13 protein-coding genes are annotated in these 14653 nt (G+C 70.7%); 6 read left to right on the forward strand and 7 right to left on the reverse strand.

Annotated elements, in window-relative coordinates:
- Positions 1-11 precede the first annotated feature (11 nt).
- The 3 genes from AB0B96_RS02140 to AB0B96_RS02150 form a co-directional block, all read right to left on the reverse strand.
- Entirely contained in the window at positions 12-299 is a 288-nt protein-coding gene (locus tag AB0B96_RS02140) for a cupin domain-containing protein (protein WP_362895738.1), read from the reverse strand.
- Positions 299-1345 carry an RNA polymerase subunit sigma-70 gene (locus tag AB0B96_RS02145; protein WP_362895740.1) on the reverse strand — a complete coding sequence of 349 codons (1047 nt, stop codon included), beginning with the start codon at positions 1343-1345 and terminating at the stop codon, positions 299-301. Before AB0B96_RS02145 ends, AB0B96_RS02140 begins: the two co-directional genes overlap by 1 nt.
- Positions 1346-1509: 164 nt before the next feature.
- Positions 1510-1971 carry an RDD family protein gene (locus AB0B96_RS02150; protein WP_350947434.1) on the reverse strand — a complete coding sequence of 154 codons (462 nt, stop codon included), beginning with the start codon at positions 1969-1971 and terminating at the stop codon, positions 1510-1512.
- Positions 1972-2097: 126 nt separating this feature from the next.
- Here AB0B96_RS02150 and AB0B96_RS02155 point away from each other — a divergent pair, with 126 nt between their 5' ends.
- The 5 genes from AB0B96_RS02155 (at position 2098) to AB0B96_RS02175 (ending at position 7152) form a co-directional block, all read left to right on the forward strand.
- Entirely contained in the window at positions 2098-3111 is a 1014-nt protein-coding gene (locus tag AB0B96_RS02155) for a hypothetical protein (RefSeq protein ID WP_362895742.1), read from the forward strand.
- Between the two features lie 170 nt (positions 3112-3281).
- Complete coding sequence (glnA, locus tag AB0B96_RS02160) at positions 3282-4706, forward strand: type I glutamate--ammonia ligase (RefSeq protein ID WP_350947432.1); 1425 nt, start codon at positions 3282-3284, stop codon at positions 4704-4706.
- A 404-nt stretch (positions 4707-5110) separates the two neighbouring features.
- The gene (locus tag AB0B96_RS02165; protein ID WP_350947431.1) at positions 5111-5314 is read left to right on the forward strand and encodes a hypothetical protein; all 204 of its coding nucleotides are present in this window, start codon (positions 5111-5113) and stop codon (positions 5312-5314) included.
- A 246-nt stretch (positions 5315-5560) separates the two neighbouring features.
- Positions 5561-6172 carry an NlpC/P60 family protein gene (locus AB0B96_RS02170; protein WP_362895745.1) on the forward strand — a complete coding sequence of 204 codons (612 nt, stop codon included), beginning with the start codon at positions 5561-5563 and terminating at the stop codon, positions 6170-6172.
- Between the two features lie 143 nt (positions 6173-6315).
- Entirely contained in the window at positions 6316-7152 is an 837-nt protein-coding gene (locus AB0B96_RS02175; protein WP_362895747.1) for an LLM class flavin-dependent oxidoreductase, read from the forward strand.
- A 24-nt stretch (positions 7153-7176) separates the two neighbouring features.
- Here the strand turns inward: AB0B96_RS02175 and AB0B96_RS02180 are convergent, their stop codons facing one another.
- The 3 genes from AB0B96_RS02180 to AB0B96_RS02190 all read right to left on the reverse strand — a co-directional run bounded on the left by AB0B96_RS02180 (position 7177) and on the right by AB0B96_RS02190 (position 12632).
- Positions 7177-8397, reverse strand: coding sequence for a hypothetical protein (locus tag AB0B96_RS02180; RefSeq protein ID WP_362895749.1), 1221 nt, complete (start codon positions 8395-8397; stop codon positions 7177-7179).
- Between the two features lie 284 nt (positions 8398-8681).
- Positions 8682-11663, reverse strand: a complete 2982-nt coding sequence (locus AB0B96_RS02185) for a bifunctional [glutamine synthetase] adenylyltransferase/[glutamine synthetase]-adenylyl-L-tyrosine phosphorylase (protein WP_350947505.1) — start codon at positions 11661-11663, stop codon at positions 8682-8684.
- Positions 11664-11921: 258 nt separating this feature from the next.
- Positions 11922-12632 carry a type 1 glutamine amidotransferase gene (locus AB0B96_RS02190; protein WP_362895751.1) on the reverse strand — a complete coding sequence of 237 codons (711 nt, stop codon included), beginning with the start codon at positions 12630-12632 and terminating at the stop codon, positions 11922-11924.
- 271 nt (positions 12633-12903) lie between these two features.
- Between AB0B96_RS02190 and AB0B96_RS02195 the strand changes: the two genes are divergently transcribed.
- On the forward strand, positions 12904-13785 hold the full coding sequence (locus AB0B96_RS02195; protein ID WP_362895753.1) for an alpha/beta hydrolase: 882 nt from the start codon (positions 12904-12906) through the stop codon (positions 13783-13785).
- Positions 13786-13820: 35 nt separating this feature from the next.
- Here AB0B96_RS02195 and AB0B96_RS02200 read toward each other — a convergent pair whose 3' ends face one another.
- Positions 13821-14555: a hotdog fold domain-containing protein gene (locus AB0B96_RS02200; RefSeq protein ID WP_350947425.1), complete on the reverse strand. Its 735-nt coding sequence runs from the start codon at positions 14553-14555 to the stop codon at positions 13821-13823.
- Positions 14556-14653: the final 98 nt, after the last annotated feature.

The raw sequence follows: 14653 nt of genomic DNA on the forward strand, positions 1-14653 counted from the left end.
GCGCAGGAAGATCAGCGCCGGGAGATCGCGAGCAGGACGGCGGGCTCCCGCCCCGGGTTGCGCAGGGCCCGCACGGTGAGCCCGTCCAGCCACAGCACGTCACCGCGCAGGAAAACCCGGTGATCGCCGTCGGAGCAGACCAGTTCGATCCGCCCTCGCTCCAGCAGGACGATCGCCCCCCGCCACTCGTCCCCGTCGTGGACGTGCGAGTCCCCGGGCGCGACGACGACCCTGCGCACGTCGAACGCCGGCCCGGACCCTCCGGGCGGGATGGGCGCCGGGTCCTCACCGGCGCCCATCACAACGTCGGGGGAAGGTCGAAAGCCGGGAAGATCTCGGCGCCGAAGGTCGTGATCTGGGTGACCAGCCCTTCCTCGACCCGCAGGACCCCGAGCCACGAGCCGTGGTACTCGGACTCGCCGGGACGCCTGACGTACGCCGCCGCGGCGGGCTGCCGGTTGGCGCGGGTGGGCAGGACCCGCCAATCCCCCCACGCCTCAGGGCCGATCATGGCGGGGCGCCACGTGTCGACGATCGAAGGTCCGCCCAGGATCCAGATCGGCGCCGGCGGCATCGACTGCCACGCGTCCGCGCGCAGCACCCCGGCCAGGATGGCGGGATCGGCCTGCTCGACGGCGTCGATGTAGCGCTGCAGCACCGCGCGTTCCTCACCGGTCGGATCCGACGACGGCGCCCATTCCAGCCGTCGCGCGGGCAGGTTCTCCCGCATCGTCGACCGGGCCCGCTGCAGGGTGCTCTTCACCGAGGCGACGCTCACCTCCAACAGGGCGGCGGCCTCCTGCGCCGACCAGCCGAGCACGTCGCGCAGGATCAGTACCACCCGCTGCCGGGGAGGCAGGTGCTGGATGGCGGCCATGAACGCCAACTCGATCGTCTCCTTGGCGACCACGGCGGCGTCCGGCTCGGCGTCGGCGGGCGCGGCGGGCTCCAGGAGGCGGTCCGGGTAGGGACGCAGCCAGAAGACCTCGGTCGAGGACGGCGACGGCACGCCCGGAGTGGCGAGCGCCGGCGCCTCGCGAGGGCGCGGGCGACGCGGGTGACGATCGAGGAAGTCCAGGCACGCGTTGGTCGCGATCCGATACAGCCAGGCCCTGAACGTCGAGCGCCCCTGGAAGCTCTCCCGCCTGCGCCAGGCGCGCAGGAACGTCTCCTGCACCATGTCCTCGGACTCCTCGAACGAGCCGAGCATCCGATAGCAGTGCACCCGCAGTTCCCGCCGGTACCTCTCGACGAGCGCGCCGAACGCCGGCTCGTCACCCGCCAGCGCCGCGGCCAGAACCTCGGCGTCCTCCGACCGCTCCCGGCCTGTCTCGTCTCCGCTCACGACCTCATACCTCCCGTACGGCGTCCCGCCCTGCGCGGGCGCCCACGGTATGACGACCGCCGGGCGGAAAAGGAATCGGCGGTCTCGGCCCGCACCGGGGGCCGAGAACGAGCACCGGGAACGGGAGAGCGGAGAAGGGGGAAAGAAACCGGGCGCGGGCCGGCTCAGAGGCGTACGACCACGGTGTTCGCCGCACGGTCGTGCAGGCCGCGCTGGTCGCGGTCCCAGACGAGGGCGGGCACGGCGAGGCAGAGCAGGAAGGTCCGCGCGAGCACCGAGACGAACCCGGGGGCGCCGCCGCCGAGCGCGGCGACCCGGATGCCGAACAGGCGCATCCCGAAGGTCATCCCCATGGTGCCCACCAGCAGGAGGTATTCGACGGCGAGGATCAGGACCGGCACCCAGGGCGTCGCGGCGGCGTCGATCCGCAGGAGCCCCTGGGTGATGGCCCAGGTGCAGATCAGCCAGTCGACCATGATGGCGCCGATCCTGCGGCCGAATCCGGCCACCGCGCCGCTGCCCTCCTCGGGCATCCCGAGCCGCTCCCCCGGGTAGCCGAGATCGACTCCGGCCGACCGGACGCCACCGAGCCAGGTCTGGGTCCAACGCGGCTGCTTGCTGCTCATGGTCCCAACGGTATCCGCCCCGGGTACCGCCCTCGTACTCGCCCGGAACGACTGGCGAAACCAGGCGAAAGCCATGGATCATATGCGTCGGTATCTCAACAAGCACATTTCCCCCCGGAGCCCCCCGTGCCTGACAACGACGACATCGACCAGCGGTTCAAGACGCTCACGGACCAGATCAGCGCGCGGGAACGCAAGCGGATGACCAAGATCGCAGAACAGGAGTGGGCGCGGCAGCCCCGCCTCAGGCGGGCCCGCAGGCGGCGGAGGGCGGCGATCGCCGTCGCCGTCCTGGTGGCGGCGGCCGGGGGGTTCGTCGTCTACCGGCCCGACGTCGTCGAGGGCGTCCGCGCCTCGGTCTTCGCGGGGTTCGCGGACTTCGGCACCGCCCCGACGGCCCAGAGCCCTGAGCAGGCGCAGGTGAAAGCGGCGGACGTCTCCCCCTTCCACGGCTCCCCCGCCCAGGATTACGCCGACGGCGCCAAGGGGTTGGTCATGCCGAAGGCTCGGGCGCTCGGCGGGCTGAGCCGCAAAGAGGTGTCGACGGCCCTGCGGCACGCGAGAAAACTCCTGATCGCCTCGCACCTGGACCGCAAGGTGCTGCTGGGCGGCAGGCCGAACGCGCTGATCCGGCTGCTGGACCCCGAGCAGCGCGCGCCCTTCGTCAAGGGACTCAAGCGCCCTGACGGGAAAAAGGGGTACGAGAGCCGGAGGTGGGTGACCAGCCTGGCCCCGAAGAGCGCGGAACTGGCCAGCGAGACCTTCAAGGTCAACGGCAAGACCCGGCTCACGACCTTCAAGGAGGACGGGTTCGTTCGCGTCCGTATCAAGGTCAACTACCTGTTCGTGTACGCGATCCAGCGGCCTGGCCGGCCGGAGACCCTCACCCGGCTCGTCGCGCACAACCTCGGCACGCTGGACGTGTGGCGGGTGGACGATCGGCTGCGCCTCTGGATCGTCGACTGGAACGGCGGAGGAGTGGCCCCGGCGCGGTGCGATGTCGACGACACCTTCGTACACCCGTTCTATCCGGACTCGCCCGCCGACCTGACTCTGAAGGCCGACGCGAAGGCCGTGGACGCCTACTCACAGGAGGAGGAGACGAACGAGGAGTGCAGCCCGCTGAAGTCGGACACGTGAAAATCCGGCAAAACCGGGCAAAGGAAACCTTCCGTATACCCGTCCACGCGAGGTCCGAGAACTAGCGTGGAGGCGACTTTCGCTTAACACGGGTGAAACAAACGAGACACGGGGCGGTAACGGCACAGGCATACTTTCGGTCCTGTTAGCCCGTCCCATGGGAGGTTCGCGTGTTCAACTCCGCCGACGACGTCCTGAAGTTCATCAAGGACGAAGGGGTGCAGTTCGTTGATGTCAGGTTCACCGACCTGCCGGGGACGACGCACCACTTCACGTTCCCCTCGGAGAACTTCGGAGCCGCCGTCTTCACCGACGGCCTGATGTTCGACGGATCGTCGATCCGCGGATTCCAGGCCATCCACGAGTCGGACATGCTGCTGCTGCCCGACCCGTCCACGGCCGTGCTCGACCCGTTCAGGCAGCACAAGACGCTCAACATCAACTTCTTCGTGCACGACCCGCTGACGGGCGAGGCCTACAGCCGCGACCCGCGCAACGTCGCCCGCAAGGCGGAGGAGTATCTCAAGGGCACCGGCATCGCCGACACGATCTACTTCGGCCCCGAGGCCGAGTTCTACATCTTCGACGACGTCCGGTTCGAGACCAACGCCCACTCGAGCTACTACCACATCGACTCGATCGAGGGCGCCTGGAACAGCGGCAAGGCCCAGGACGGCGGCAACCTCGGTTACAAGCCGCGCTTCAAGGGCGGCTACTTCCCGGTCCCGCCGATGGACCACTTCACCGACCTGCGTTCGGAGATGGTCCGCAAGCTCATCGACGCCGGGATCGACGTCGAGATGCAGCACCACGAGGTGGGCACGGCCGGCCAGGCGGAGATCGACTTCCGCTTCAACACGCTGCTCAAGGCCGCCGACACCATGATGCTGTACAAGTACATCGTCAAGAGCACGGCCCTGGAGCACGGCCACACGGTCACCTTCATGCCCAAGCCGATCTTCGGTGACAACGGCTCGGGCATGCACTGCCACCAGTCGCTCTGGAAGGACGGCGAGCCGCTCTTCTACGACGAGGTCGGCTACGCGGGCCTGTCCGACACCGCCCGCTACTACATCGGCGGCCTGCTCAAGCACGCCCCGTCGCTGCTGGCGTTCACCAACCCGACGGTCAACTCCTACCACCGCCTGGTGCCCGGCTACGAGGCCCCGGTCAACCTGGTCTACTCCCAGCGCAACCGCTCGGCGTGCATCCGCATCCCGATCACGGGCTCCAACCCGAAGGCCAAGCGCATCGAGTTCCGGGTCCCCGACCCCTCCTGCAACCCCTACTTCGCCTTCGCCGCCCAGCTCATGGCGGGCATCGACGGCATCCGCAACAAGATCGAGCCGGTCGAGCCGGTCGACAAGGACCTCTACGAGCTTCCCCCGGAGGAGGCCCGCAACATCCCGCAGGTTCCCGGCACCCTGTCGGACGTGCTCGCGGCCCTGGAGGCCGACCACGAGTACCTCCTGGAGGGTGGCGTCTTCACGCCGGACCTGATCGAGACCTGGATCGCCTACAAGCGCGAGAACGAGATCGACCCGATCCGCCTGCGCCCGCACCCCCACGAGTTCGAGCTCTACTACGACGTCTGAGCCGCTGATCTTCCGACCTGCATAAACGCCGGCCGGTTGAGCCGTCAGGGCACTCGGGCCTCCCACGAAAGGCCGCCGACCGCCCCTCCACCGAGGGGACGTTCGGCGGCCTTTCGGCATGTGCCCCCCGCACCGGACCTGGGCGACAGAGCCATTGGAGGACGGCGCGTCATGTTGCGTCACCTGTCGCATCCAGGCTTCGACGCCTCTCCGGGACCGGACTTCGACACCTCCGGGCCTATCGCGTCCTCCACAGCGGGCTTCAGCAGCCCGGCCATGATGCGCCTCCTGTAGTCCTCACGATCAAGAAGCGGGCCTTTCCGTCGTTAGATCGCCGACAAATGGGACAGAGGGAGTGAGCCGGGCGGTGAACGAGTCCGGTGATCACTATCTGGAGGTTGCGCATGCTTGCTCAGTCCATACGGAAGGCGGCCATCGCCGCGGCGGCGATGACGGCGCTCGTCGGCCTGGTCGGCGGTTGCGGGGGCGACGGTGACAACGACAGGGATGACAGCCCTGATGTGGTCAACACGACCGGACCCGGTGTGGACGACGACGGCGGTATGGACGACGACGGCGGTGTCGACAACGATGGGGACGGCAACTGACCGACACCGGCCAACGTCCACCAGCACAGACCGATACCGGGGCGGCGAACGACGCCGCCCACCTCACCGCGACCCGCGTGCCCGGCACGCGGGTCGCGGTGTGCCGGGCGCTCCCCGGTCGGTGTCCGCGGATCGTCCGGGGAGGTGAGCGGGCGAAGAGCCTTCCGGAAGCCCTCATGAGACGCGCGAGGCCGGGTTGTTGGGCAGACTGGTCGTGACTTATGCGGATAAATCAGGCGAGGTGACGTGACAGACGCCGGTCCTCACCGACTTCGCGATCTTCTCGGGCACCGGCGGCAGGCCGCGACGGCCGCACTGCTGGGAATGCTTCTGCTGCTGAGCGCCTCGACACCGACCCTGCCGGCCGCCCTCAACCGGATCACCACCATCGCGTACGCGATCGAGGCCGGATCACACCAACCCGGCTGGTGGGGCGGCGCGATCCCGTACTCCTGGGGCGGCGGTCACGGCGAGGAGCCGGGCCCCTCCTTCGGCACCTGCCGGGGCTACACGGGAGCGATCAAGCCCTGCCCGGCCACCCGGACCCTCGGCCTGGACTGCTCCGGTCTCACCCGCTGGATCTACCACCTCGCCTACGGGCGCGACGTCCTGGGGCCCGGCAACACCGACGACCACGTGAAGCGGCTCAAGAGGGTCCCCGCCGCCGTCGCCAAGCCGGGCGACCTCGTCTTCTACGGCAAGGTCGGCAAGCGTAAGGTCCGCACCCACCATGTCGGCGTCTACGTCGGACAGGGCAAGATGATCAATGCGCGGAGGACCGGGACCGAGGTTCGGGTCGATCGCGTCGCGGCCCTCGACGACCTCGCGGGCTACTTCCGCTACTCGGGACCCCTCTGAGCCGCCCTCCAGAAAACGGACCACCCGGAAAACAGCAGGGTCTCGTGGAAACAGGAGAATGCCCTACAAGGGGGCTGCCGTGAAAACCGCACGGCGGAATCCCCGGCCTTCCACACCGGAAAGACATCGACCGTAGGAGAGACATGCGTCTGGGTGTCATGTTCGACCGCGACCTTCCCCCCGAGTCGCTCGTCCCCTTCTGCCGCCATCTGGACGCGGCCGAGGTGGACGACGTCTGGGTGGTGGAGGATCTCGGCTGGACCGGGGCGATCTCGTCCGCGGCCACCGCGCTCGTCGTCACCGAGCGCCTGCGGGTGGGCATCGGGATCACCCCCGCTCCCCTGCGCAACCCGGCACTGCTCGCCATGGAACTGGGCAACCTGGCCCGTCTGCACCCCGGCCGGCTCGCGGCCGGCATCGGGCACGGCGTCCAGGACTGGATGCGCCAGGTGGGTGCCCTCGCCCCCTCCCCGCTGGCGCTGCTCGAGGAGACGATCACGGCGGTACGCGGGCTGCTGCGCGGTGAGACGGTCACCCTGGAGGGCAGGGCGGTGCGGCTCGACGGGGTGCGTCTGGTACATCCTCCCGCCGTCGTGCCACCGGTGCTGGCCGGGGTGCTGCGGCCCCGCTCGCTGGAGCTGTCGGGACGGGTGGCGCAGGGCACGATCCTGCCCGAGGGCGTCGGCCCCCGGCAGATCGAGGAGGCCCTGAAGCTGACCGGTGAAGATGATCACGAGATGGTGGTCTTCGTCAACCTCTACATCGGCGACGACGCCGCGACGGTCACCGCCCTGGCCGAGGGGTCCGCCGGGTTCCTGAAAGTCGCCCCCGACGAGGTGGTGATGGCGGTGGGTTCCGCCGAGGAGGCGGCCGACCAGGTCAGGTCACTGTGGGAGGCGGGTGCCCGCACCGTCGTGGTCCGCCCGTTCGGACCCGACCCGCTCCCCCAGGTCGATCTTCTGCTGGCCGAGCTCCGCTAGCGCCGGACAGCGGCACGACCGAGGCTAGGAACGACTGCCCCGTACGCCGGTGAGGCGGCGCAGGACGTCCCACCAGAACGAGGCGCCGAACAGCAGCGCGACCATGGTGAGCAGGTAGCCGGGCCAGTGCCCGAGGGTGATGAGCCGGTCCCACCAGGCTTCGCCGTTCCAGTTGAAGGACGGGTCGGCGGAGCCGTCGGGCGGGATCGTGATGCTCACGATCGCGTGGTCGAAGATCTTGACCAGCGCCGGGGAGCTGAGGGACTCGGTCACGCACTGGTACGGCTCGGCGAGGCCGGCCTCGCTGCCCGCGCACTTGTCCTTGAGGGCCGTGTAGCCGTCGTCGCCGCCCGCGATGGCGCTCACCCCCGCGCGGTAGGCGTTGTCGCGCAGCAGGGTCTTGCCGTACTCCAGCGCGTCCATGCTGAACGCCAGCGTCAGGACCACTCCCAGCACGAAGACCACCCACTTGACGTAGCGGGCGTAGAGCGTGGACAGGCGCTGCATCTCCCCGTTGAACCAGTCCTCGACCCCCTTGCGGAACCTCGGCAGATCCCGCTGCGCGCCCTCCCAGACTCCCTTGAGGTGACCCGCGAGGGGGCTGTTGATCGCCTCCAGCTTCGCGAGCAGGCCGTCGATCCCCCCCTCCTCGGCGGCGACCAGCTCCATCACCGCGCCGGAGAACCGTGCGGGCGGGATGTTGGCGATGCTGGTGCGGGAGCCCTTGGGGTGGTCGATCTCCTGGAGTCGCTCGTACAGCCGCGCGGTCATGTCGACCGACGGTTCCGACCTCCCGTCCGCCGAAAGGCCGGACGAACCAGAAGAGTCGGAGGGGCCGAGGGACCCGCCGGTACCCGCCTCCCCGGTGGTCTCCCCCGGGGCGATCCCCTCGGCGATCTCCGCCGAGACCTTCTCCCTGGCCTGCTCCGCGGCGAGGACGGCCGCGGGGTCGACCCGCATCGGCTCGACGACCGAGGGCGCGGGGTCGGAGCTGTGCACCGGGCGCGGATCGTCCCTGGAGAAGGGCAGCTTCGCGAAGACGTCGGCGATCTTCGACGGGATCCACGACCTGCCGTCCTCCGAGCCGTCCAGGGTGTCCCTGAGGTAGGCCCACAGGAACTTGCTGCGGATCCCGAGCAGCCGGACGAAGGCCTCGTTGATCCCGCTCACCAGGAGCGACAGGAGCAGGAAGGCGAGGATCAGGCCGATGGCCAGATCAATGTAAACGGATATCAAATGGATCACCCGGACCGTTGATACACGCCTGCCCCAGGCGGCGCAACGCGATCACTCAAACAGGTTGGTTTTCGTGATCGGGGAACACGCGAACGAGCGGTTCTCCCCTTCGGTGCGGGCCGGTCCCCGATCCGCACCGAACACGCCGGCCCCCGGGAACTCCGGACAGACCGGCCCTCCGGAAAAGGCCAGGGAGGACCGGGGAAGAGCGGCCTTCGGAAAGGGCACCCGGAGGGACCGGTCCTTCCGATCCGACCGGAGCCGGACCGGAAGGACCCGGAGAACCGGGTGGATCAGTCCTCGTAGAAGACGCGCTCCACGACCCGGCGGGCACGGCGGGTGGCGCGGCGGTAGTCGTCCACGAAGTCCTCCGTACCGTCGGGCGGGTAGCCGAGCGCGCGGGCGAGGAGCGTGCGCTCACGGGCGTCCACCGGGATCGCGTCGGAGGCGCGTCCCCGCACCGCGACGATGGCGTCGCGGATGCGCGAGGCGAACCTCCATGCCTCGGCGAGCACGGCCTCGTCGGCCTCGGCCAGCAGGCCCTCCGTGACCGCCGCGCTCAGCGCCTCAAGGGTGCGGGTGGTGCGCAGCGACGGCCGCTGTCCCGCATGGCGGAGCTGGATGAGCTGGGCCACCCACTCCACGTCGGACAGCCCGCCGGGACCGAGCTTGGTGTGCAGGGCGGGGTCGGCGCCGCGCGGGAGGCGTTCGGCCTCCATCCTCGCCTTGAGCCTGCGGATCTCCAGCACGGCCGCGTCGGAGATGCCCCCCTCCGGGTAGCGCAGCGGGTCGGCCAGGTGCAGCAGCCCGATACCGAGTTCGGCGTCCCCCGCGGAGAAGCGGGCCCGCAGCAGCGCCTGCGACTCCCACGGCGACGACCACCGCTCGTAGTAGGCGGCGTAGGAGGCGAGGGTACGGACCAGCGGCCCCGCCTTGCCTTCGGGACGCAGGCCGGGGTCGATGAGCAGCGGCGGGTCGGGGGCGGGCAGGGCGAGCAGACGGCGCAGCTCGTTGGCCACCTCGAACGCCGTCTCGGTGGCCTCGCGCTCGGACACGCCCTCGCGCGGCGAGTGGACGAACATCACGTCGGCGTCGCTGCCGTAGGAGGACTCGATCCCGCCCAGGCGACCCATCGCGATCACCGCGAACCTCGTGCCCAGCGGGGTGCGGCGCTCCATCTCGACCTTGTCGATGGCGGCGTCCAGCGCGGCCTGGATCGTCACGTCGTTGAGCCCGGACAGCGTCTGGCCGACCTCCTCGATGCCGATGATCCCGGAGAGGTCGGCGACGGCCGTGCGGAGCAGTTCCCTGCGGCGCAGCGCCCTGACCGCCGCCACCGCGCCCTCGGCGTCCCCCGGATGGCGGGCGACCACGGTCCGCGCCTCGGACAGCACCGCCTCGACGGGTCTGGGGGCGAGTTCCGTGTCCGAGCCGAGCATCGCGACCGACTCGGGGGCGTTCATCAGCAGGCCCGTCACGTAGCGGCTGGTACCGAGCATCTTGGCCAGGCGCGACGCCACGGCGGTCTCGTCGCGGAGCAGCCGCAGGTACCAGGGGGTGGAGCCGAGCTTGTCCGAGACCTGGCGGAAGCCGAGCAGGCCGGCGTCGGGGTCGGGGGCGTCGGCGAACCAGCCGAGCATGACCGGCAGCAGGGTCCGCTGGATCGCGGCGCGGCGGGAGACGCCCGTGGTCAGCGCGCTGATGTGGCGCAGCGCCCCGCCGGGGTCGGCGTAGCCGAGGGCTTCGAGGCGGGCCTTGGCCGCGGCCGTGGAGAGCCGGTCCTCCGACTCGGGCAGCCGGGCCACGGCCTGCAGCAGCGGCCGGTAGAACAGCTTCTCGTGCAGGCGCCTCGCCTCCATGGCGTGCCGCCGCCACCTGGTGGTGAACTCCCCCACCGGGTCGGCGGTCATGCCCAGGCTCCGGCCGAGGCGGCGCAGGTCGGCGTTGCCCTCGGGCACCACGTGCGTGCGGCGGAGCCGGTGCAGCTGGATCAGGTGCTCGACCTGGCGCAGGAAGGTGTACGCCTCGGCGAGAGCCTTGGCGTCGTCCCTGCCCACGTAGCCGCCGCGGGAGAGGGCACCGAGCGCGGGCAGCGTGGCCCTGCGGCGCAGCAGCGGGTCGAGGCGGCCGTGGACGAGCTGGAGCAGCTGCACCGCGAACTCGATGTCGCGCAACCCGCCAGGCCCGAGCTTCAGCTGGCGGTCGGCCTCGCCGCTGCGGACGTGGGCCTCCACCCGGCGGCGCATGGCCTGGACGTCCTCGACGAACTTGTCACGGGTGGCGGCCTGCCAGACCATCTCGTTCATCGCGGCGACGTACTGCTCGCCGAGTGCGGTGTCGCCCGCGACCGGCCGCGCCTTCAGCAGCGCCTGGAACTCCCAGGTCTTCGCCCAGCGCCGGTAGTAGGCGAGGTGGCTGGCGAGGGTGCGGACCAGCGGCCCGGCCTTGCCCTCCGGGCGCAGCGCCGCGTCGACCTCCCACAGCGCGCCCTCCGGCGTGCTGGTCGAGCAGGCGCGCATCATGCCCTGGGCGAGCCGGGTGGCGAGTTTGATCGCCTCGTGCTCGTCGAGGGAACTGTCGGATCCCTCGCGCGGCTCGGCCACGAAGATGACGTCGACGTCACTGATGTAGTTGAGCTCGCGCGCCCCGCACTTGCCCATGCCGATGACCGCCAGTCTCACCGCCCCCGCCTCAGGGTGCTCGGACCTGGCGACGGCGAGCCCCGCCTCCAGCGCGGCCCCCGCCAGGTCGGACAGCTCGGCGGTCACCTCCGAGAGCGAGACGACCCCGGTGACGTCGCGGGCGGCGAGATGGAGCAGACGGCCCCGGTAGGCGGCGCGCAGCGCCGACAGGGTGGCGGTGGAGGCGTCGACGGCGACCGGCTCGGGCTCGTCCGGCTCGGCGCCGACCGCGAGCAGCAGCTCGGAGCGGAGCTCATCCTCGGTCGGACGCTCCACGGCCGACGCCCCGCCGAGCGTGCGCCAGTGGTCGGGGTGCCTCACGACGTGGTCGCCGAGCGCGGCGCTGACGCCGAAGACGCCGATCAGCCGCTCGCGCATCCCGGGGTCGGCCCGGAGCGCTCCAAGAACGCTGGGATCCTGTTCGGCCAGCCGGTTCAGCGAGGTGAGCGCCAGGTCGGGATCGGCCGCGGCGACCAGCGAGGTCAGCAGGTCGATGTCGCCGACGGCCTCCGGTCCCAGTTCGTCGAGCAGTCGCTCGGCCCTGGCACCGTCGGCGAAGCCGAGTCTCGCCAGGCGTCCGGCGGTCGTCTGCATCCGGGGCACGGTTTCCACCGACCCTCCATGGTCCTCGATCACAAGCACGGGTGCCCTTCCTCAATCCCTACCCCGAGCGATCAAAGGTGCACGCTCCCACACTCGCATGGGCCTCGCTTCCCCGGCGAACCGGGAGGGGCGGTGCATCTGCTTCCGGGTCCCCACCCTGGTCCGCATCCCAGCGTTCGGAGCGTCGCCGCACAGGTTAATCCTGAAACTGTGCGGCGTCGTTAGCGGATTCGGAACGTAATCGCGCAGTCACGCGGTTTGGACGGCGATGACGACGGCGGCGAAACGTTCGGCGAGAGGTCTCCACGCGCCGACCAGGTCGTTCCTCGCCTCCTTCACCCGCGTGTTCAGCTCCTCGACCGAGTGGCCCAGGCCGGTCAGGGTGTCGGCCGATCCGGCCGTCCAGTCGACGAAGATCTCCGGGGTGGCCTCGGGGTGGAACTGCACCGCCCAGGCGTTCTCCCCCAGCCGGTACGCCTGGTTGGGGTACGGGTCGCCGGTGGCGAGCGGAACCGCGCCCGGGGGAAGCTCCGTGATCGCGTCGCGGTGGTACTGCACGGCGAGCGAGGGGCCGAGACCGGCGAACAGCCGATCCGTTCCGGCCGCGGGAAGAGGGACGACCTCGGTCACGCCGACCTCGAGTCCGTGCTCCCCGCGCCCGACGGCACCGCCGCAGGCGAGCGCCATGAGCTGTGCCCCCAGGCAGATCCCCAGGGTCGGCACGCCCCGCTCGACGCAGACGCGGATCAGGTCGCGGGTGGCGGGCAGCCAGGGACACCTCTCGTCCTCCCAGGCCGCCGCCTCGCCACCGAGGACGATCAGTCCCCCGGTGATCCGCTCGGGCACCGCCTCGCCCAGGTAGGGCCGGACGACCTCGCAGACGGCCCCGGCCTCGGCCAGCCATCCGGCGAGGAACCCGAGCCCCGCGTCGGCCTCGTGCTCGATGACGGTGATCCTCATACCGTAATTATGGGTTGACATGGGCACGAGACGGTCACAGCGGCAGGGAGATGCGAGATCACCGCGCTCCCTGCCGCCCGTACGTGGACCGCATGCCGCCCCCATGCCGCCCGTACGTGGACCGTGCGCCGGCCGTATGCCGAGCCCGTACCACCGCCCGTATTGTCGGCCCTATGTTCGGCGGGGACATTGACCTCGGACGCGAGTACCCGCCACCTTGGCATCAGCCCCGCCGGAACCGAAGGCGAGGCTCCACGCGCAAGGAGAACCGATGAATCCCGTCCTGAGTGATGTCGAGGTCCCCGGCGGCGCGTTGCGCGTCGCCCGGTTCGGCACCGGGTCCCGCGTGATCGTGGCGGTGCACGGCATCACCGCCTCGCTCATGGCCTGGGCCGGCGTCGCCCGCAGGCTCCCCGCCGAGTGGTCGCTGGTCGCGATGGACCTGCGGGGCCGCGGCCACAGTGCCGGGCTCCCGGGCCCGTACGGCCTGGCCAGGCACGCCGAGGATGTGAACCTCGTCGCCCGGTCCGTGGGCGCCGAGTCCGACATCGTGCTCACCGGTCACTCGATGGGCGCCTACGTCGCGGCCCTCGCCGCCGCGGGGCACGACTACGCCAGGGTGGTGCTGGTCGACGGCGGACTCCCGAGACCGCTGCCCCCCGGCGCCGACCCCGACGCGGTGCTGGAGGCCACGCTCGGCCCGGCCATCGCCCGGCTGGACCAGACCTTCCCCGACGCCGACGCGTACGTGGACTTCTTCAGGGCCCACCCCGCCTTCGCCGGCGCGTGGACCGAGGAGGCGGAGGAGTACGTCCGCTACGACGCGTCGGGGCCGGAGGGCACAGAGGGCACAGAGGGCACGGTGCGCTCGCGGGTGCGGCGGGAACCGGTCCGCGAGGACGGCCGGTGGATGCTCACCGAGGGCGAGACGGTCGACGCCGCGCTGCGCGCGATCACCTCGCCCCTGTCCCTGCTGCGCGCCCCGCGCGGACTGCTGAACCAGCCTGTCGGCTTCATGCCCGACGAGCTGGCGGCCGCGTGGACCGGGTGGCTGCCCGCGCTGGAGGACGAGGTGATCGACGACTGCAACCACTACACGATCCTCTTCGACGACCGCTGCGCCTCGCTGGTCGCCAAGCATCTCTCCCGCTGAGCCCTCGGCGCCGACCCGCGCCGCCCGGGGCCGGGTCAGCCGGTCTTGGCGGGAGTGATCCAGGTGGCCTTGGCCGCGGCGACCAGGGTGCCGTCGGCCTCGTAGACGGCGCTCTCGCCGAAGAGCTTGCGGCCCTCGCGGCCGGTGGCGCGGGCCACGACGGAGTAGATGCCTCCGGGGTAGACCCGGCGGTGGATCCGTACGGTCAGACGACCGAGCAGGGCGAACTCGCCGGGTCCGAAGTGCGCCCAGCCGGTGGGGCAGTCGAGGGCGGCCCAGACGACCGTGTGGGGGACGGTGCCGTCCGCCTCGGTGATGGTCATCGGGACCCGCCAGCCGGCGGCGATCAGGTCGGTGCCGGGCACGGGACCCGGGAAGATCCGCAGGCCGTCGCCGGGGGCGCGCAGGCCGCACGCGAAGCAGCCGGGGAAGGCGTGCTCGACGAGACCGGCGAAGCCGACCTCGGCCCGCGCGGCCTCGGTGAAGGGCACGAAGTCCGGGACGTCGAACTCCTCGGCGACCGTGACGGCCTCGACGAGGAGCCTGTCGCCGTGGGTGAGGGTCGCGGTGTTGGCGAGGTGACGTAGGGAGAGCTCGGTGTCCAGTGGCGTGGGTGCGTGCAGCGTGACCTCGATGGCCGAGTCGTGCCGGGCGCCGTGCAGCGCCTCCGAGACCGTGCCCGCGATCCAGCCGCCGTTCGCGGACCCCTCGGGACCACGGAAACGCGCCGGAACGGTGAGCACGGTCTGCAGCTCGGACGTCATTGTCATGCCGCACCTCCTGTCGCCTTTATGGCGATCGATCCTCATAAATCACGTTAATTGGACCGACCGATTTTATCGGACTGCTTGTACATACAGCCAACTCG

Source organism: Streptosporangium sp. NPDC049046 (assembly GCF_040649155.1).
Classification (GTDB): domain Bacteria; phylum Actinomycetota; class Actinomycetes; order Streptosporangiales; family Streptosporangiaceae; genus Streptosporangium.